Origin of the sequence: Thalassorhabdomicrobium marinisediminis, assembly GCF_003072065.1 — a bacterium.
In the GTDB taxonomy this organism is placed as follows: Bacteria; Pseudomonadota; Alphaproteobacteria; order Rhodobacterales; family Rhodobacteraceae; genus Octadecabacter; species Octadecabacter marinisediminis.
Genome location: NZ_QCYG01000006.1, coordinates 137,795 through 156,007, shown reverse-complemented (window position 1 = coordinate 156,007; position 18,213 = coordinate 137,795). Strand labels below are relative to the sequence as shown.

Sequence of the window (18,213 nt, the reverse complement as noted above, 5' to 3'; positions counted from 1 at the left end):
GTGCGCCCGGATCACGCCGGCAGAAAAGTGCCGCGCGGGGGCGATAGCGGCTCTACTTTTGCCATTCGGGGCGATAGTGTGCCGCCAACAAACGCCAGCAGCGTGATAGGCAAGTAAGCAGTTATGACCGGTAAACGTGGCAAAAGGCCCCCTCTTGTGGCCGAGAAACGCAGCAAGCCGCCTGCGAAGAAACGCAAACCCGCGCGACCGGCCCGCCGCAAGGCGGCCCGAAAGCCGCGCGGGCCGATTGCGACGCTGCTTTGGCCGTTCAAATGGGCGCTGATCCTGCTGTGGCGGTTTCTCTGGGGCGGGGCGGTGGCCGTTACGTTGATCATCGTGGCCAGCGTCATCTACACCTCCTCGACCCTACCGCCCATTGACGAGTTGGTCGATGGCCGCACGCGCGGCTCGGTCACGCTGATCGACGTGCGCGGGGAGACCTTCGCGTGGCGGGGCGACCAGTTCGGCGGCATGATCCGCGCCCGCGACGTGAGCGAGAACCTCCACAACGCGGTGATCGCGACCGAGGACAAGCGGTTCTACTGGCACTTCGGCGTCGATTTCTACGCCACCGCCGCCGCCATGGTCCGCAACTACCGTGAGGGGGGCAATCCCCTGTCCGGCGCGGGCGGCTCCTCAATCACGCAGCAGACCGCGAAACTTTTGTGTTTCGGGCAGGCCTACGACCAGACCGTTTGGGACAGCGAAGCCGATTACGAAGCCGACTGCCGCCGCACGACCCTGTGGCGCAAGGCGAAAGAGGCGGTCTTCGCCTTCGCGCTCGAGGTTCGCTACACCAAGGAAGAGATCCTGACCCTCTACCTCAACCGGGCCTATCTTGGCGCAGGCTCGCGCGGGTTCGAAGCGGCCTCGCAGCGGTATTTCGGCATTTCCGCGGCCGAAGTGTCGGTGCCGCAGGCGGCGATGATGGCCGGCTTGCTCAAGGCCCCATCGACATGGGCGCCGACACGCAACCTTGCCCGCGCGCAGGACCGGGCGGCGACGGTGATCCGGCTGATGGAAGAACAGGGCTATTTGACCGCCGCGCAGGCGGACCACGCCCAGGCCAACCCCGCCACACTGTCGGAGTCCGCGCGGCAACGGGCGGGCGGTTATTTCGCCGATTGGGTCATGGACACCGCGCCCAGCTATTTCACCCAGGACACGACCGAGGACGTGATCATCCGCTCGACCCTTGATCCGCGCATTCAGCAGGCCGCGGAAGAGGCGCTGACCTCGGTGTTCGAGAACCGCGTCCGCGAAGGCTCGAAAGCGCAGGCCGCCATCGTGGTGATGTCCGCCGACGGGGCCGTGCGCGCCATGGTGGGCGGGCGCGATCTGACGGTGTCGGGCGCGTTCAACCGGGCGACGCAGGCGTTGCGGCAGACCGGTTCGGCGTTCAAACCCTTTGTCTATGCCACCGCGCTTGATCTTGGCCTGTCGCCCTTCGACACCGTGACGGACCAGCCCACCTGCTGGAACGTCCCCGGCTCGGGCGAATGGTGCCCGCAGAACTACACCCGCCGCCATTATGGTGAGGTGACGCTGGTCGAGGCGCTCAAGCGCTCGCTCAACGTCCCGGCGGTCGCCCTGTCCGAGCGTGTGGGCCGCGACAACGTGCGCACCGTGGCCGAGAATTTCGGCATCGTCAGCGATCTGGCCTCCGGCCCGGCGCTGGCGCTGGGCACCTCGGAAAGCACCCTGCTGGAAATGACCGGCGCCTATGCGGGCATCCTCAACGGCGGCTCGGCGGTGCGGCCCTACGGCCTGATGGAGCTACGGCTGGCCGGCGAGAGTGAGCCGCTGTTGCAGGCGACCGGCGGCATTCGCGAACGGGTCATTCAGGAACATGCCGCGCGGCAGTTGACCTGGATGATGTATCAGGTGGTCGAAGATGGCTCAGGCCGTCGCGCCGCCGTCGACGGGTGGGAGATTGCGGGCAAGACCGGCACCACGCAGGCCGCGCGCGATGCCTGGTTCATCGGGTTCAGCGGCGACTACGTGGCCGGGGTCTGGATGGGCTACGATGACAACACCCCGCTCACCGGGGTCACGGGATCGGGCTTGCCGGCGGAAATCTGGCACGAGACGATGGTGCGCGTTCTGGACGGATTGCAACCGACGCCGCTGCCGATGGAAGTGCCGGCACAGGCGCAGCCGGCCCCGCCGGTGGAACAGCCCAGCCAGCCCACGCAGCCGCGCCGTCAGGAGAATTTGAACCTGCCCGAAGCGGTGGCCGATACGATCATCAATGAGCTGTTGCGCCAGTTGCAGGGCAACTAACTAGGCAGGGCTATTCGTCGTCGCTGTTGCCGTCGCTTTCGCTGTCGGCATCCGCGTCTTCTGCCGTCTCGGCATCCGCGTCAGCCTCGTCCGCCTCTGCATCCTCCTCGGGGGCGGCCTCATAATCCACCGGTTCGGGCGCGGGCACGGGGTCGCAGCGGGAATAGCGGAAAGCGTAGCCGTCCCAGATCATGATGATACCGTTTTCGACTTCCCCATCGTTCATGACCATGGCGCGTTCGGTCCAGACATCGTCTTCCCCGACGCAGTTCATGTCATAAAGCGTCGCATCCATGTTCACGACCTGCACCGGGCGGGCCATGCGGCATTCCATGTCAACGCCGTAAAACACGCCGTCCTCGATCTTCAGCGATCCGCCATCGACCCCCACAAGCGCGCATTCCGCGTTCGCGTTCTGCCGATAGACTCCGTCGTAGGGGGTCGCCATCGCAAGGGTCGGGGCAAGGATGAAAGCCAAGGTCAGTCGCATCAGGTCAGATCCCGGATCAAAGCGTCGATATTGCCGCCCCGCGCGTCGAGCATCGCGCCGATCTCGGCCCGCTCGGCCAGCAGCATGTTGATCCCCTCGATGATGAGGTTGAAGAACACGGGCCGGCCCGGCCGGTCTGTCACGTGGAAGTCGATGCGGACGGGCGACTGGTTGCGCAACACCGCGGTGGTGCGCACCTCGATGTAGCTGTTGACGGCGCGGGTGCCCTCAAACTGGATGCGCCCGCCTGCGAACTCATTGAACCGGCGGCCATATTTGTTGGCAAGGTAGAAGCCGAAAGCATCGGCAAAGGCGCGTTTTTGCGCGTTGGTGGCGCTGCGCCCGTCATTGCCCAGCGCGTAGGCGGCCAGATAGCTGGTGTCGGCGTAGCGGTCGAAGATGCCTTTGAAGCTGCGGATCATCGAATTGAGCGACGCCCCCGAGGCGATGACGCCGTTGATTTCCCCGATGGCCGAATTGACCAGATTTTCGGCCTGTGCATTGGTCAGCGCGAAGCTTGGCAGCGGCAACAGCGCCACAAGGCTCGCGCCCCCCAAGGTCATCACGCGGCGGCGGGTGAAGGTCAACTCGGTCATCACTCAAATCCTTCCAAACTCACATCCCCCGAGAAAGGGTCGATTTCGGTTGCAGCGGGCGGTGCTTCGCCCAGTTCGAACCGGCGGTTCTGCAGGTAGACCAGACGGGCCTGCGAATAACTGTCGGCACTGTCATAAAGTAGCCCGTCGATCGTATCCTTGTAGTCCCCCCGCCGCACCGCAAGCGTCGCCACCCGCGCAAGGGGGCCGTATTTCACCTGCGCTGGCAGGCCGACGGCCCCCAGCGGATCAAGGAACAGATCGACCAGACGCCCCGCGGCATCCCGTTCGGTCGAGGGGCCATAGACCGGAATCTCGAGGTATGCGCCCTCATCAAAGCCCCAGACCGCCAGCGTCTCTCCGAAGTCTGTATCCTGTTCGGTCAGACCGATGCTGCTGGCAGGATCCAGAAGCCCGCCCACGCCGAGGGTGGTGTTGAGCACGAACCGCAGCGTGTTGATCGCCGCCCCTTCGAGATTCGCCTGCAACACCCCGTTGGCCACCGCCCCGGGCAGCCCCGCATTGTCGGCAAAATTGACGATCGGATCCGTCACCCCGTCCGGGAGTGAGGCCGTCACCCCACCCGAGGGGCGCAGGAAGGCGCTGTCGAGGCTTTTGTTAAAGGCATGAATTACACGGTTATTTTCTTCGTAAGGGTCGTTGAACACCGCACCGGGGTCAGGCGCGGTGCAAGCCGAAACGAGGGTTACAAGAAGAAGGGCGCGGAACCGGAAAGGAATCGGAAACATGGGATAAAACTACACTGGAATCTGGACAAAGCTTGCTAGTAATTAGCAAATAGTTTCCTCATAGACGATAACCAACAGACATCGTGTTGCATTTGATCAGGCGTGATCCCCCGTCTGAATTCGGACGCATCCCCGTCGCCGCAATTGCGCGGTCAGAAACAAAGGCAGCGCATCGCCGATGATGTTAAGAGAACCGACCCGGGCCGAAATCAATGCGGGCCGCACAGAGCTCCGGTCAATCCGCAAGAGGTCGCGCCATCTTTACTGGTTCGTCGGGATCTTCAGCAGCTTCGTGAACGCGCTGATGCTGACCGGGCCGCTCTATATGCTGAATGTCTACGACCGTGTGCTCGGTTCACGCTCTTATGAGACTTTGTTGGCGCTCTCGGTTCTGGTGGGGTTCCTTTACCTGATGATGGGCATTCTCGATTTCGCCCGCGGCCGTGTCATGAGCCGCGTGGGCGCACGGTTTCAGGCCGATCTCGACAGGCGGGTGTTCGACGCCTCCATGCGGGCCCGCGCCACCGGCGTCGCTCCGGCCGAGGCCACGACCGGCCAGCGAGATCTGCAATGGGTGCAGCAACTGATCACCGCGCCCGTGGCCATGGCGCTGTTCGACCTGCCATGGACGGTGATCTTCGTTCTGGGCATCTTCGTGTTCCACCCCTATCTGGGCTATCTGGCGCTGGCCGGGGGATTGATCCTTGTGCTGATCGCCGTCATGAACCAACTCAGCAGCCGCCGCCCGCTTGCCGAAGCGAACGAGGCGAACCTGCGCGCGCAGAACATGGGCGAGCAATTGCGCAGCGGGGCGGACATGATTCAAGCGCTGGGCATGCGGTCTTCGGCCTTCCATCGCTGGATCGACCTGCGCAACAAGTCCTTGCGCGCGGGGATCAAGGCGGGGGATCTGGGCAGCAGCTTCAGCAACCTGTCGAAATCGTTCCGGCTGTTCCTGCAATCGGCAATGTTGGGTGTCGGCGCCTATCTGGTGCTTGAGGACCAGCTGACCGCGGGCGCGATGATTGCTGGCTCGATCCTGCTTGGGCGCGCGCTAGCGCCCGTTGAGCTGCTGGTGAACCAATGGCCGGTGGTCAACAAGGGGCGCATTGGCTGGGCCAACCTTGCCCGCTTGCTGGGCGCGGTGCCCGAAGCGCGGGAGCGCACCAACCTGCCCACCCCCGCCGCGCGCATCGCGGCCGATCAGGTCACGGTGCTGCCGCCGGGCGAAACCAAGGCCAGCCTTCGCATGGTGTCGTTCAAGGTCGAACCCGGTGAGGCTGTCGGCGTGATCGGCCCCTCGGGCGCGGGGAAATCCACACTGGCGCGGGCGCTGGCCGGGCTTTGGCCCCCCGCTGGCGGGACGATCCGGCTCGACGGGGCGACGCTGGACCAATACGACCCTGACGTGCTGGGCAGCTACATCGGCTATCTGCCGCAAACGGTAACGCTGCTAAGCGGATCGATCCGCGACAATATCGCCCGGATGTCCCCGAACCCCGATGATGCCGCCGTGGTCAAGGCCGCGAAACGCGCCGCCGCGCACGACATGATCGTGCGCCTCCCCGACGGCTATGACACCATCGTCGACCCCACCGGCGGCCGCCTGTCCGGCGGGCAGGTGCAGCGTGTCGGACTGGCGCGGGCGATGTATGGCGATCCGATCTTTCTGGTGCTGGATGAGCCGAACTCGAACCTCGACAACGAAGGTTCAACGGCCGTCAACACAGCGATCCGCACCATGAAGGCCGAGGGGCGCAGCGTCTTCGTGATGGCGCACCGCCCTGCGGCGATCGAGGCCTGCGACAAATTGATGTATCTGGATGGCGGCATGCTCAAGGCCTTCGGCCCGACGGAAGAGGTCAAGGCCCAGATCCTTGCCAATCGGCAGCAGATCGATCAAAGCCGCGGCAAAGGCGGAGGCGTCACATGAGCCGCGAATGGTCCGCCCGCAAACCCCTCACCGTGGGGCTCTTGGCGCTTCTGGTTCTCGTCGGCGGCTTCGGCGGCTGGGCCGTCTCGGCGCAGATTAGCGGCGCAGTGATCGCCAGCGGCCTGATTGAGGTCGATCAGAACAGGCAGGTTGTGCAACATCTTGACGGTGGCATTGCCACGGAGATTACCGTCGACGAAGGCGATCCTGTCGAGGTCGGCGACCTGCTCTTGCGGCTCGACGATCAGGACCTGCGCGCCAATCTGAGCGTCGTTGAGGGCCAGTTGTTCGAAGTCCTCGCCCGGCGCGCCCGTTTCGAGGCCGAGCGGGATGGCAGCGACCATCTGACCTTCGATCCGCTGCTGGATGAGGGCAAACCGGAGACTGTCGAAAGCCTCAAGTCCGGGCAGATCAACCTCTTCAACGCGCGCAATGACAGCGTCGCGCGACGCACCGAGCAACTGTCGAACCGCAAGGACCAGATCGCCGCACAGATCGAAGGGATCACCGCCCAGCAGGAAGCGCTGGAAACCCAGCTTGAGCTGATCGGGCAGGAACTTGCGAACCAGCAGAACCTGCTCGATCGGGGGTTGGCGCAAGCGGGCACCGTGCTCAATCTGCAACGGGAACAGGCGCGCCTTCTGGGGCAGGTGGGCGAGCTGACCGCCGCCATCGGCGGCGCGCAGGAACGCATCACCGAGATCGAGATCGAAATCCTCGGGCTGACAACCTCGCGCCGGGAAGAGGCGATCACCCGGCTCCGGGACCTGCAATTCAATGAGCTGGAGCTGCGCGAACGGCGCACCACCATCGAGCGGCAGTTGCAGCGGCTCGACATTCGCGCACCGGTCAGCGGCATCGTCTACGGGCTGCAGGTGTTCGGCCCCGGCGTGGTGGTGCGCCCGGCCGATCCGCTGATGTTCATCGTGCCGCAGGACCGCCCGCTGGTGATCGCTACGCAGGTCGCGCCGACGGATATCGACGTTCTGACCATCGGGCAGGACGTCAGCGTGCGATTCTCGGCATTGGACCAACGCAGCACGCCCGAGCTTTACGGCAAGGTGGCGCTGGTGTCGGCAGACGCCTTCTCGGACCCGAACACCGGCGCCACTTATTACCGCGCCGAAATTGCCCTGAACGATGGCGAGCTTGAGCGGCTGCCCAACAACACCACGTTGATCCCCGGAATGCCGGTCGAAGCCTTTATCCGCACCGCTGACCGCACGCCGCTCGACTATCTGACGCGCCCCCTGACGGACTATGTTGCACGGACCTTTCGCGACGGATAGCGTCGGGCAAAATCTGCTGAAAGGACCCGTCATGTCGATCGAATCCCGCCTGTCCGAGCTGGGCGTCACCCTGCCCGATGCCCCCGCTCCGGCGGCGAATTACGTGCCCTTCGTGAAGTCCGGCAACCTGCTTTTCGTCTCGGGGCAGATCTCGGCCAATGACGACGGGTTCATCACCGGCACGCTGGGCGAGGATATGACCGCCGAAGACGGCGCGGCCGCCGCGCGGACCTGCGCGATCTCGCTTCTGGCGCAGCTCAAAGCGGGCTGCGACGGTGACATCGAACGGTTGGTGCGGGTCGTCAAGCTCACCGGGTTCGTCAACTCGACCGCCGACTTCGGCGATCAGCCCAAGGTGATCAATGGCGCGTCCGATTTTATGGTTGAGGCGCTGGGAGAGCGGGGGCGCCATTCGCGCAGCGCGGTCTCGGCCCCGTCCCTGCCCTTCGGCGTCGCTGTCGAGATTGAGGCGATTTTCGAAATCTCATGACCCTTCCCGACAGTTTTCTGGCGCGGCCTATCGCCCACCGCGCCCTGCATGATGCGCAGATGGCCGAGAACTCGCCGGCAGCGATCCGCGCGGCAGTTGCCGCGGGCTATGGCATCGAGATCGATATACAGCGCGCGCGCGACGGTGTGCCGATGGTGTTCCACGATTACACGCTGGACCGGCTGACCGCGCAGACCGGCCCGATTGCTCAGCGCACGGCGCAAGAGCTGGGGCAGATCGCCCTGCGCGGTGGCGGTGGCACTATCCCGACCCTGTCGGATGTGTTGGGCCGGGTGGCCGGTCGGGTTCCGCTGCTGATCGAGGTCAAGGATCAGGACGGCGCCCTTGGCCCCAACGTTGGACCGTTGGAGAGGGCGATCTGCGCGCTGTTGCAGGACTACGACGGCGACGTGGCGCTGATGTCGTTCAACCCCCATTCCGTCGCCGCCTGCCGCGATCACGGGCCGCAGATCCCCCGCGGCCTTGTCACCTGCCCGTTCCGGCAAGAGGATTGGCCCACCGTGCCCCGCGCCACGCGCGAGCACCTTGCCGCCATCCCTGACTTTGACCGGGTCGAGGCCTCGTTCATCAGCCACCAGCAAGACGACCTGACGGCGGCCCCGGTGGCAGAGCTTCACGCCGGGGGCGTGCCGATCCTGTGCTGGACCGTGCGGTCAGCCGAGGCTGAGGCCCGCGCCCGCAAGGTGGCCGACAATATCACGTTCGAGGGTTACCGCGCCTGAACACCCTCTTGATTGCGGCGCGACGGGGGCCACCTATCCATCATGGACGGCAGCACAATCGAACTCAGCGCCCATCGCAGCCTGTCGGCGATCGACCCCGCCGACTGGGATGCCTGCGCCTGCCCCGAGGCCGCGACCGGGCGGCCGGTTGATCCGTTCACGACCTACAGGTTCCTCAAAGCGCTTGAGGACAGCGGCAGCGTGGGCGCGGGAACGGGGTGGGAACCCCACTATTTGTGCGCCCGACAGGACGGTGAGGTGATCGCCGTCGCCCCGCTTTACGGCAAGATGCATTCGCAGGGCGAATACATGTTCGACCACAACTTCGCCCATGCCTATGAACGCTCCGGCGGGCAGTATTACCCCAAACTGCAGATCGCGGTGCCCTTCACGCCCGCCACCGGGCGGCGCTTCCTGACCCGTCCGGGGTTCGAGGTCGCGGGCATGGCGGCGTTGGTGCAGGGCGCGGTGCAGATCGCTGCCGACAATGAGCTGTCGTCGCTTCATGCCACCTTCTGCACCGAGGCCGAGGCACTGGCCGGGGCCGAGATGGGCCTGTTGCACCGCACCGCGCAGCAATATCACTGGGCCAACGACGGCTATGCGGATTGGGACGGGTTCCTTGCCGCGCTGTCCTCTCGCAAGCGCAAGACCCTGCGCCGCGAACGGCGCACGGCGCAGACCTTCGGCGGCCAGATCGTGCAGGTGACTGGCGACGCCATCGAACCGCACCACTGGGATGCACTCTGGACCTTCTATCAGGACACCGGCGCGCGCAAATGGGGCCAGCCCTATCTGACGCGCGCTTTCTTCGACATCGCCGCCGAGACGCTGAAGGACGACATCCTTCTGGTCTTCGCTGAAATCGACGGTGTGCCCGTGGCGGGGGCGATGAACATGATCGGGCATGACACGCTTTATGGCCGCTACTGGGGCTGCACCGAACACCACCCCTGTCTGCATTTCGAAATCTGCTATTATCAGGCCATCGACTACGCCATCGCCCATGGCATGAAACGGGTCGAGGCGGGGGCGCAAGGCGAACACAAGCTCGCCCGTGGCTACCTGCCGGTGACGACCCACTCGCTGCACTGGTTCGGCGATGCGGGGTTCCGGCAGGCGGTGGCGGATTATCTGGAGGCGGAACGCCGCGCCGTGGATGAGGAAATCGAGGTCCTCACCTCCTACGGGCCCTTCCGCAAAGCACAGGTGGAGGAACAGGAATGAGCAACCCATTGGACCAAACGGGCCGCGACGCCCTCACCGAAGCAGGGTGGACGGTCGAGGAGGCGAAGGCCACGAAGACCTTCACCTTCAGGAATTTCATCGAAGCCTTCGGCTGGATGACCTCGGTCGCCATGACGGCGGAAAAGCTCAACCACCATCCCGAGTGGTTCAACGTCTACAAGACGGTCGAGGTCACGCTCACCACCCATGACACGGGCGGGTTGACGGACCTCGACCTCAAGCTCGCCCAGCGCATGGATGCGCTGGCGAGCTAGCGGCGCTACATCTCGTCGAGCAATCCCTCACCGCCAGAGGCTTCGCAGGTGCCGGGGCTGTCCTCGATGTTGAGCACCTTCACCTCTCCGTCCATCACCAGCATCGCATAGCGTTGTGAGCGGTCGATAAGCCCGGCCGCGGGGGCGGAAAACGTGAGCCCCAGCGCCTTGGAGAACTCCGCCGCCGGATCGCCAACCATGAGGATACCCGCCTCGGTCGCGCCCGTATCCTCACCCCACTGGCCCATCACGAAAGGATCGTTGACCGAGATGCAGATGATCTCGTCCACGCCACGTTCCATGAACTGATCCTTGGTGCGGATGAAGCTGGGCACATGGGCGGTGGTGCAGGTGCCGGTATAGGCCCCGGGCAAGCCGAAAAGCACCACGTTGCGCCCTTCGGTCAGGGTCGAGACCGAGATCTGCTCCGGCCCCTCCTCACCCATTTTCACCAGCATCGCATCGGGCAGTTTGTCCCCCACGGAAATCGTCATTTCGTCGTCCTTTCGGCAATTGCGTTGGTCGTCAGGGCCACTATAGGGTCCAAACCGGAAGCAACCAGATGGAACCGCGGATATGAGCCATATTGTCGTCGTCGGAGCCGGTCAGGCCGGTCTGTCGCTTGTCGCGAAACTGCGCAGCGAAGGGTTCGAGGGCGCGGTGACGCTGATCGGCGCCGAGCCTGACCCCGCCTACCAGCGCCCTGCCCTCTCCAAAGCCTACCTGCTGGGCGAGATGGAGCGCGACCGCCTCTTCCTGCGCCCGCGCGACTGGTATGACGACCAGAACATCACCCTGCGCACCGACACGCGCGTGGTCGCCATCGATGCGGCGGCGCGGAGGGTGACGCTGGCGGGGGATGAGGTGCTGTCCTACGACGAGCTGGCCCTCACCACCGGATCGCACCCCCGCACCCTGCCCGCCGAGATCGGCGGCACGCTCGACGGGGTCTATTCCGTGCGCGATCTGGCCGACGCCGACGCCATGGCGCCCGAGTTTCAGGCCGGCCGGCGCGTGTTGATCATCGGCGGCGGCTACATCGGGCTGGAAGCCGCGGCGGTGGCGGCAAAACGCGGGGTTGAGGTGGTGCTGGTCGAAATGGCCGACCGCATCCTCAAGCGTGTCGCCGCACCCGAAACCTCGGACTACTTCCGTGAATTGCACCAGCGTCACGGCGTTGACATCCGCGAAGGCGTGGGGCTGGACCGCCTGACCGGCACCGACCGCGTGACCGGCGCGGTTCTGTCCGACGGCACAACGCTCGAAGTGGATTTCGCCATCGTCGGCGTCGGCATCACCCCCGCGACGGTGCTGGCCGAAAGCGCCGGGGTGACGGTGGACAACGGCATCGTTACCGACGCCCACGGCCGCACCTCGGACCCGCATATCTGGGCCGCTGGCGACTGCGCCACGCTGGAGTGGAACGGCGCGCGCGTGCGGCTGGAGAGCGTCGGCAACGCCATCGATCAGGCGGAATGCGTCGCCCGCAACATGCTGGGGGCCGAGCAGCCCTACCGGCCCAAGCCGTGGTTCTGGTCCGACCAATATGACGTCAAACTGCAGATCGCGGGGCTGAACCTTGGCTATACGGATGTCGTCGTGCGGCAGACGGACGGCGCGCGCTCACACTGGTATTACGACGGCGACCGGCTGATCGCGGTGGACGCCATGAACGATGCACGCAACTATATGATCGGCAAGCGGCTGATCGAAGCGGGGAAATCGCCCGCACCAGAGGTGATCGCGAACCCCGAGACAGACATGAAGGCCCTGCTGAAAGCATGAGGATCATCGCCGGTCAGCACCGGGGCCTCGCCCTCGCGTCCGTGGGCAAGGGCGATGCGGGTGCCCATCTGCGCCCCACGCCGGACCGGGTGCGTGAAAGCCTGTTCAACGTGCTGATGGGCTACGGATTGCCCCACGGGGCGCGGGTACTTGATCTGTTTGCGGGCACCGGCGCGCTGGGGCTTGAGGCGTTGTCCCGCGGCGCGGTGCAAGTCACCTTCGTCGACAATGGGCGCACGGCCCAACGCCTGATCCGTGAAAACCTCGCCAAGGCGCGGCGCACGGGCGATGCGACCCTGCTCACCTGCGCGGCGGACCGGCTGCCGGCGGCGCCCGCCCCCTGCAATTTGGTGTTCCTCGATCCGCCCTACGGCAAGGCACTCGGCGCAGCCGCGCTGCAATCTGCGCAAGCGCAAGGCTGGTTGGCTCCCGACGCGCTCATCGTCTGGGAAGACAGCGCGCCGCAAGCGCTGGCCGGGTTCACCCCGCAGGACCAGCGCCGCTACGGCGACACGCATATCACCTTGCTGACCCCTGACGCCTAGTAAGTCGGGTGGAACTTGCCCGCAGGCGACAGCGTGAAGATGTCCGCGCCCTCTGCCGTGATGCCGATGGAATGCTCGAACTGCGCCGACAGGCTCTTGTCCCGGGTGACCGCCGTCCAGTCGTCGCTGAGGATTTTCGTCTCGGGGCGGCCAAGGTTGACCATCGGCTCGATGGTGAAGAACATCCCCTCTTCCAGCACCGGCCCCGTCCCCGGCCGCCCGTAGTGCAGCACGTTGGGCGGCGCGTGGAACACCTGCCCCAGCCCGTGCCCGCAGAAATCCCGCACCACGGACATGCGTTGGCTTTCCGCATAGGCCTGGATCGCATGGCCGATGTCGCCAAAGGTATTGCCCGGCTTCGCGGCCTCGATCCCCAGCATCAGCGCATCGTGGGTCACCTGGATCAACCGCTCCGCCTTCACGCTCGGCTTGCCGCCCGCCACATACATCCGACTGGTGTCGCCGAACCAGCCATCGACAATCACCGTGACGTCGATGTTGATGATATCGCCCGCCTTCAGCACCTTGCCGCCGGGAATACCGTGACACACGACATGGTTCACGCTGATGCAACTGGCGTGCTGATAGCCCTTGTAGCCGATGGTGGCCGAGGTGGCGCCCGCCTCATCGACCCATCGGGTGATCATTTCGTCCAGCGCGCCGGTGGTCTGCCCCGGTGTCACGTGTTCCGCGATCCGATCCAGGATTTCAGCCGCCAGACGCCCGGCCTTGTGCATCCCGGCAAAATCCTCGGGCGCGTGCAGCTTGATCCCGTCCTTGGTCAGCCGTGCTTTGGAAGTCTTCATCGTCGTCCCTTTCGTTCCTGCCTTCAGATAGGGCAAAGCGCACCGGTTCTAAAGCCCCCTGCTTCATCTGACCCGATAAACTCTCCCCGAAGGGCCGGTCAGCCAAAGGGCACCGCGTCGCGAAGGGTAATTCCCTCGGGCGACACCGTGCAGTCGAAACACAGGACCTCGACCCCGGCGGCCTGTGCTACGTCAAAGGCGGCGGCATAGGTCGGATCCAGATCGCGGGCCAGAGTGACGCGGGTGCAATCGCTCCGCTGGATCAGGAACAACAGCACCGCGCGGTGCCCCTCGGCCACCATCGCGGCGAGGTCAGCAAGATGTTTCGCCCCGCGTGCCGTCACGCTATCGGGAAACTCCACCAGCCCGGCGGTGCGGCTCAAGGTCACCGACTTCACCTCAAGATAGCAATCGCGCCGTCCCACACCGCTCAGCAGGAAGTCCACGCGGCTCTTGTCGCGGTATTTCACTTCCGGACGGACGCTGTCGTAGCCTTCAAGCCCCGCAAGACCGCGCGTCAGCGCCTCGGCCACGATCCGGTTCGCGCAGCCCGTGTCGATGCCGACGCAACCGCCGGGCAACTCCACCAGCCGCCATCCCCAGTCGAGCTTCTTGCGCGGGTCGTCGTTCGGCTCAAGCCAGACGCGCAGGCCCGCGTCTTTCAGCCCCATCATCGAGCCGGGGTTCGGGCAATGGGCCGTCACCACCCGTCCGTCGTCCAACTCCATCTCCGACAGGAACCGCATGTAGCGGCGGATCAGGCGGGCGGGCACAAGGGGAGTGGCAAAGCGCATGGCCGGGACTTATACCAATCCCATCAGCAGGAGAAGCCAGTGACCCCGACCGCACCGAACCCGACCGCCGCAATGCTTGTCATCGGTGACGAAATCCTCTCGGGTCGCACGCGGGACGCCAATATGCACCACCTCGCAGGGGAGTTGACCCGCGCGGGGATCGACTTGAAAGAAGTGCGCGTGGTCAGCGACGACGCCGCCGCGATCACCGCCGCCGTGCAGGCCCTGTCCGCCGCCTATGACACGGTATTCACCTCAGGCGGGATCGGCCCCACCCATGATGACATCACCGCCGATTGCGTGGCCGCCGCCTTCGGCGACAGTATCGACATCCGCGACGATGCCCGCGCCCTGTTGCAGGCGCACTACGACGGCACGGGCAGAGAGCTAAACGCCGCCCGCCTGCGCATGGCGCGCATCCCCTCCACCGCCACGCTGATCGACAACCCCGTGAGCATCGCACCGGGCTTCACGATCCGGAATGTGCATGTCATGGCCGGCGTTCCTTCGGTGTTTCAGGCCATGGTCGCCAGCGTTCTGCCCACGCTCACTGGCGGCGCGCCGGTGCTGTCAGAGACGCTGCGGCTGGAGCTTGGCGAAGGCGATATCGCGGGGCCGCTGGGCGAGCTGGCGGCGCGCTACGCCGATCTGTCCTTCGGCTCCTACCCGTTCGAGCAGAACGGCCGCTACGGGGCGAACGTGGTGATCCGGGGTCAGGACCGCCCCCGTGTCGCCGCCGCACTGGCCGACCTCAAATCACTGTTCGCTGCATGACCCCAGCGGCTCTGTCGGCGCTGATCGATGCCACATGGCCCGCCGCGACCGTGCAGGACGCAGGCGGCTGGCGTCTGCGCGCGGCCCCCGGCGCGGGCAGCCGGGTGAATGCGGCAACCGCCGGGCCCGGCACGGATCCGGCAACCTTTCCCGCGGCGGAACAGGCCATGCGCGACCGGGGCCAGCGCCCCTTGTTCATGGTCCGCGCGGGGGAACACCGGCTCGACCAGATGCTCGAACAGGCAGGCTACGCCATCAAGGACCCCACCGCGCTTTATGCCGCCTCCACCGCGACCCTCGCCACCGAGCGCCCGCCCGCTGTCACCTGTTTTGAGGTCTGGCCCCCGCTGGCCTGTCAGGCAGAAATCTGGGACGCAGGCGGCATCGACGATGCGCGTCTGTCGGTCATGGGCCGCGCGACCGGTCCGAAGACGACCGTGCTGGGTCGCGTCCATGACACCCCCGCCAGCACCGCCTTCGCCGCCCTGCATGAGGGCACGGCGATGATCCACGCCATGGAGACCGCCCATGCATTCCGGCGGCAGGGGCTGGGGCGGCACATGATCCGCGCGCTCGCCGTCTGGGCGCAAAACCGTGGTGCGCAGCAGGTGACATTGCTCGTCACCCGGTCCAATCTGGCGGCCACGTCGCTCTATTCCGCCATGGGGTTTGCCCCCGCAGGCGGATACCACTACCGCACCGCGCCAAAGGACCAAGCATGACCAAGATCACAGGCCACGCCCGGCGGCCATCGCCGCAGCCCACGGAGTGATGGGATGCTGCGCGCCGTCGTCCTTGCTTTGCTGCCACTTCAGGCCACCGCCCTCACCCTCGACATGCCGGGCAATGCGACCCTGACCGCCGAAACGGTGACAGACCCGGACAGTTACGACATGCCCACCGCCGGATGGACCCCGACCGGCCTGCCGGTGCTGACCGGCACCGGCGAAGTCCGCAAACAGGCGTGGCGGATCGAGGCTTCGGGCCTGACCACCTTGCAGCTTCTACAACCGTTGGGCGCACAATTGACCGAAGCGGGTTTTGAGAGGGTCTTCACCTGCACCGACGACGCCTGCGGTGGCTTCGATTTCCGCTTCGCGACCGAGGTGATCCCCGCGCCGCAGATGTATGTCGATCTGGGCGATTTCCGCTTCCGGGCGTTCCGGCGTGACACGGAAGAGGGGTCCGAACTGCTCAGCCTGCTGACCAGCCGCTCGTCTTCTGCGGGATTCGTCCAGATCATCCACGTCGGCCCTACGGGCAGCGGACCGGCAACCGAGACGGCAGCCCCCGCCATGCGCCCGGCGCGGGCCGACACCGCCGCAGCAGACGACGCACCCTTCGCGCAACGCCTTGAAACCGAAGGTCGCGTCGTGCTGTCCGACCTCGCCTTCGAAACAGGATCGGCGCAACTGGGGGCAGGCCCCTTCGCCAGCTTGCAGGATGTCGCGGACTACCTTTTGGCGAATCCCACCCGCACGGTGGCGCTGGTGGGGCATACGGACACCGTGGGCGGGTTGGACGGCAACATCGCCCTGTCCAAACGCCGCGCCGGGTCGGTTCTGGAACGGTTGGTGACGAACTACGACATCCCCCGCCGCCAGTTGGACGCGCAGGGGATGGGCTATCTTGCGCCCCTCGCCAGCAACCTGAGTGATGAGGGGCGCGAGGCAAACCGTAGGGTTGAAGTGATCCTCACCTCGACCGAATAACGCGCGCAAAGGCCCGCCGGTTTACCAAGCCTCGGGGCCCTTCTCGGCGAAGGAATGCACCAGAAAGTCGATGAAGGCGCGCACCTTGGGCTGGGTAAAGCGGCCGGGCGGATAGACCGCGTAAATGCCCTGTGTCTCGACCGGCAAGTCGGGAATCGCTTCTTCCACAAGGCCCTTTTCCATCGCGTCCGCATACAGGAACGACGGCAAGTAGGCGATGCCAAGGCCCGAGATCGCAGCATTCAACAGCGATTGCCCGTCGTTCACCGTCAGCCACCCCGCCGTGCGCACCTGTCGTTTTTCGCCCGACGGCGCGGTGAGTTTCCAGACCGCCGAATTGGCCTGATTGGAGTAATGCAGCAACTTGTGTTCGTTCAGATCGTCGATCTTCTGCGGCCGCCCGTAGCGTTCGAAATACCCCGGAGCCGCGACCATCCGGCGCGACGTCTCGGTCAACTTGCGCGCCCGCAGGGTGCTGTCTTCCAGCTCGCCAATGCGGATCGCCATGTCGAACCCTTCCGAGATCAGCTCAACATAGCGGTTGTTGAGGACCATGTTCACCGTGATGTCGGGAAACTCACCCAGAAAGTCCCCCAGCACCGGCGACAGATGATTGACCCCGAAATCCGTGGCCACGGAAATCCGCAGCAGGCCCGAGGGCGCGGACTGCATCGAGGTGACCAGCGCGTCCGCTTCGCCGGCGTCGTTCAACACGCGGCGCGCGCGGTCGTAATAGGCCAGCCCGATCTCGGTCGGGCTGACCCGCCGCGTGGTCCGGTTCAGAAGCCGCGCGCCCAGCCGCGCCTCAAGGCTTGAGACATGCTTCGAGACCGCAGACTTGGAAATGCCCATTTTCTTGGCAGCATCGGTAAATCCGCCCTGATCCACGACAGTGGCGAAAGCTTCCATTTCGGTCAGGCGATCCATTCAGGCGTCCTCGGTTCTTATCGTTGTTTTCGAGGCTCAGATATCGCGTTCAATTCGGGCAGCACTGGGGCAGATGCCTGACAATTGCGGGGTATTGGCAGGACTGTTGCGGGGCGGGAAACGCAAAACGCCCCGTCTTTCGACGGGGCGCCTGCAGGTGGTCGACGGCGGGCAAACTCAGGCCGCGTCGCGGTCGTGTTTGCCTTCTTCGATCTCTTCCACGATCTTCGCGACGAAATCCTTCAGATCGTCGGGATTGCGGCTGGTGACGATGCCGTTGCTCACGGCGACGGATTGATCCACCCAGCGCGCACCGGCGTTTTCCACATCCGTCCGGATCGAGTGATAGGACGTCATCTCGCGGTCTTTCACCACGCCGGCCTCGACCAGAACCCAAGGCGCGTGACACACGGCGGCCACGATTTTGCCGGAGGTGACGAAGTCTTTCACAAGGCTGACCACGTCTTTCTCGACCCGCAGAAGGTCGGGGTTGATCTGGCCACCGGGAATGACCAGCGCGTCATAATCCGCGATCTTGGCGTCGGCGATCTTCAGATCGGCCTCAGCTTCACGGCCCCAGTCGGACCCTTCCCAGCCCTTGGCGGCCTTGCCGTCCAGCGTGGCGACCTGCACCTCGGCGCCTTTCGCGCGCAACTGGTCGCGGGGGAACTCCAGCTCGGATTGCTCGAAGCCGTGGGTGGTGATGATAAGGATCTTGGCGTCTTGAATGTTGGGCATTTATGACCTCCTTGATTTGCGTTCCCAAACCAACGTGTCAGATGCGACGCCGTTCCA

Annotated in this window: 20 protein-coding genes; 12 read left to right on the top strand and 8 right to left on the bottom strand. The window is 65.2% G+C overall.

Features of this window, described 5'->3' with window-relative positions; genetic code table 11:
- Nucleotides 1-123 precede the first annotated feature (123 nt).
- Entirely contained in the window at nucleotides 124-2,283 is a 2,160-nt protein-coding gene (locus DC363_RS10470; protein ID WP_108641100.1) for a transglycosylase domain-containing protein, read from the top strand.
- 10 nt (nucleotides 2,284-2,293) lie between these two features.
- Here DC363_RS10470 and DC363_RS10465 read toward each other — a convergent pair whose 3' ends face one another.
- The 3 genes from DC363_RS10465 to DC363_RS10455 are packed head-to-tail and all read right to left on the bottom strand — an operon-like array spanning nucleotide 2,294 to nucleotide 4,118.
- Nucleotides 2,294-2,773, bottom strand: coding sequence for a hypothetical protein (locus DC363_RS10465; RefSeq protein ID WP_241962977.1), 480 nt, complete (start codon nucleotides 2,771-2,773; stop codon nucleotides 2,294-2,296).
- Entirely contained in the window at nucleotides 2,773-3,369 is a 597-nt protein-coding gene (locus DC363_RS10460; protein ID WP_108641099.1) for an MlaC/ttg2D family ABC transporter substrate-binding protein, read from the bottom strand. Before DC363_RS10460 ends, DC363_RS10465 begins: the two co-directional genes overlap by 1 nt.
- A complete protein-coding gene (locus tag DC363_RS10455) occupies nucleotides 3,369-4,118 on the bottom strand; it encodes an MlaA family lipoprotein (protein WP_108641098.1) in 750 nt (249 codons plus the stop codon). The genes DC363_RS10460 and DC363_RS10455 overlap by 1 nt, the downstream gene beginning before the upstream one ends.
- Before the next feature lie 178 nt (nucleotides 4,119-4,296).
- Between DC363_RS10455 and DC363_RS10450 the strand changes: the two genes are divergently transcribed.
- Genes DC363_RS10450 through DC363_RS10425 form a run of 6 tightly spaced genes read left to right on the top strand, consistent with a single transcriptional unit; the run spans nucleotide 4,297 to nucleotide 10,075 of the window.
- Nucleotides 4,297-6,051: a type I secretion system permease/ATPase gene (locus DC363_RS10450; RefSeq protein WP_108641097.1), complete on the top strand. Its 1,755-nt coding sequence runs from the start codon at nucleotides 4,297-4,299 to the stop codon at nucleotides 6,049-6,051.
- A complete protein-coding gene (locus tag DC363_RS10445; protein ID WP_108641096.1) occupies nucleotides 6,048-7,340 on the top strand; it encodes an HlyD family type I secretion periplasmic adaptor subunit in 1,293 nt (430 codons plus the stop codon). The genes DC363_RS10450 and DC363_RS10445 overlap by 4 nt, the downstream gene beginning before the upstream one ends.
- Nucleotides 7,341-7,371: 31 nt before the next feature.
- Entirely contained in the window at nucleotides 7,372-7,830 is a 459-nt protein-coding gene (locus tag DC363_RS10440; protein ID WP_108641095.1) for a RidA family protein, read from the top strand.
- The gene (locus DC363_RS10435; protein WP_108641094.1) at nucleotides 7,827-8,573 is read left to right on the top strand and encodes a glycerophosphodiester phosphodiesterase family protein; all 747 of its coding nucleotides are present in this window, start codon (nucleotides 7,827-7,829) and stop codon (nucleotides 8,571-8,573) included. The genes DC363_RS10440 and DC363_RS10435 overlap by 4 nt, the downstream gene beginning before the upstream one ends.
- 42 nt (nucleotides 8,574-8,615) lie before the next feature.
- On the top strand, nucleotides 8,616-9,800 hold the full coding sequence (locus DC363_RS10430) for a GNAT family N-acetyltransferase (RefSeq protein WP_108641093.1): 1,185 nt from the start codon (nucleotides 8,616-8,618) through the stop codon (nucleotides 9,798-9,800).
- The gene (locus DC363_RS10425; protein WP_108641092.1) at nucleotides 9,797-10,075 is read left to right on the top strand and encodes a 4a-hydroxytetrahydrobiopterin dehydratase; all 279 of its coding nucleotides are present in this window, start codon (nucleotides 9,797-9,799) and stop codon (nucleotides 10,073-10,075) included. Before DC363_RS10430 ends, DC363_RS10425 begins: the two co-directional genes overlap by 4 nt.
- A 5-nt stretch (nucleotides 10,076-10,080) precedes the next feature.
- Here DC363_RS10425 and DC363_RS10420 read toward each other — a convergent pair whose 3' ends face one another.
- On the bottom strand, nucleotides 10,081-10,569 hold the full coding sequence (locus DC363_RS10420) for a peroxiredoxin (RefSeq protein WP_108641091.1): 489 nt from the start codon (nucleotides 10,567-10,569) through the stop codon (nucleotides 10,081-10,083).
- Between the two features lie 82 nt (nucleotides 10,570-10,651).
- Between DC363_RS10420 and DC363_RS10415 the strand changes: the two genes are divergently transcribed.
- Complete coding sequence (locus DC363_RS10415) at nucleotides 10,652-11,860, top strand: NAD(P)/FAD-dependent oxidoreductase (RefSeq protein ID WP_108641090.1); 1,209 nt, start codon at nucleotides 10,652-10,654, stop codon at nucleotides 11,858-11,860.
- Nucleotides 11,857-12,405 (top strand): 16S rRNA (guanine(966)-N(2))-methyltransferase RsmD, encoded by a 549-nt coding sequence (gene rsmD, locus DC363_RS10410; protein ID WP_108641089.1) that lies wholly within the window; start codon nucleotides 11,857-11,859, stop codon nucleotides 12,403-12,405. Before DC363_RS10415 ends, rsmD begins: the two co-directional genes overlap by 4 nt.
- Here the strand turns inward: rsmD and map are convergent.
- Together map and sfsA are read right to left on the bottom strand one after the other, a co-directional pair.
- The gene (gene map / locus DC363_RS10405; protein ID WP_108641088.1) at nucleotides 12,402-13,211 is read right to left on the bottom strand and encodes a type I methionyl aminopeptidase; all 810 of its coding nucleotides are present in this window, start codon (nucleotides 13,209-13,211) and stop codon (nucleotides 12,402-12,404) included. The genes rsmD and map overlap by 4 nt on opposite strands.
- Nucleotides 13,212-13,309: 98 nt before the next feature.
- Complete coding sequence (gene sfsA / locus DC363_RS10400) at nucleotides 13,310-14,005, bottom strand: DNA/RNA nuclease SfsA (RefSeq protein ID WP_108641087.1); 696 nt, start codon at nucleotides 14,003-14,005, stop codon at nucleotides 13,310-13,312.
- Between the two features lie 72 nt (nucleotides 14,006-14,077).
- On the opposite strand from sfsA, the gene DC363_RS10395 reads away from it, so the two are divergent.
- The 3 genes from DC363_RS10395 to DC363_RS10385 are packed head-to-tail and all read left to right on the top strand — an operon-like array spanning nucleotide 14,078 to nucleotide 16,491.
- On the top strand, nucleotides 14,078-14,779 hold the full coding sequence (locus DC363_RS10395; RefSeq protein ID WP_108641273.1) for a competence/damage-inducible protein A: 702 nt from the start codon (nucleotides 14,078-14,080) through the stop codon (nucleotides 14,777-14,779).
- Nucleotides 14,776-15,501 carry a GNAT family N-acetyltransferase gene (locus DC363_RS10390; protein ID WP_108641086.1) on the top strand — a complete coding sequence of 242 codons (726 nt, stop codon included), beginning with the start codon at nucleotides 14,776-14,778 and terminating at the stop codon, nucleotides 15,499-15,501. The genes DC363_RS10395 and DC363_RS10390 overlap by 4 nt, the downstream gene beginning before the upstream one ends.
- A 54-nt stretch (nucleotides 15,502-15,555) precedes the next feature.
- A complete protein-coding gene (locus DC363_RS10385) occupies nucleotides 15,556-16,491 on the top strand; it encodes an OmpA family protein (protein ID WP_108641085.1) in 936 nt (311 codons plus the stop codon).
- A 21-nt stretch (nucleotides 16,492-16,512) separates the two neighbouring features.
- On the opposite strand, the gene DC363_RS10380 is transcribed toward DC363_RS10385, so the two are convergent.
- Together DC363_RS10380 and DC363_RS10375 are read right to left on the bottom strand one after the other, a co-directional pair.
- On the bottom strand, nucleotides 16,513-17,418 hold the full coding sequence (locus DC363_RS10380) for a LysR family transcriptional regulator (RefSeq protein WP_108641084.1): 906 nt from the start codon (nucleotides 17,416-17,418) through the stop codon (nucleotides 16,513-16,515).
- Between the two features lie 177 nt (nucleotides 17,419-17,595).
- A complete protein-coding gene (locus tag DC363_RS10375; RefSeq protein ID WP_108641083.1) occupies nucleotides 17,596-18,156 on the bottom strand; it encodes a type 1 glutamine amidotransferase domain-containing protein in 561 nt (186 codons plus the stop codon).
- Nucleotides 18,157-18,213 lie beyond the last annotated feature (57 nt).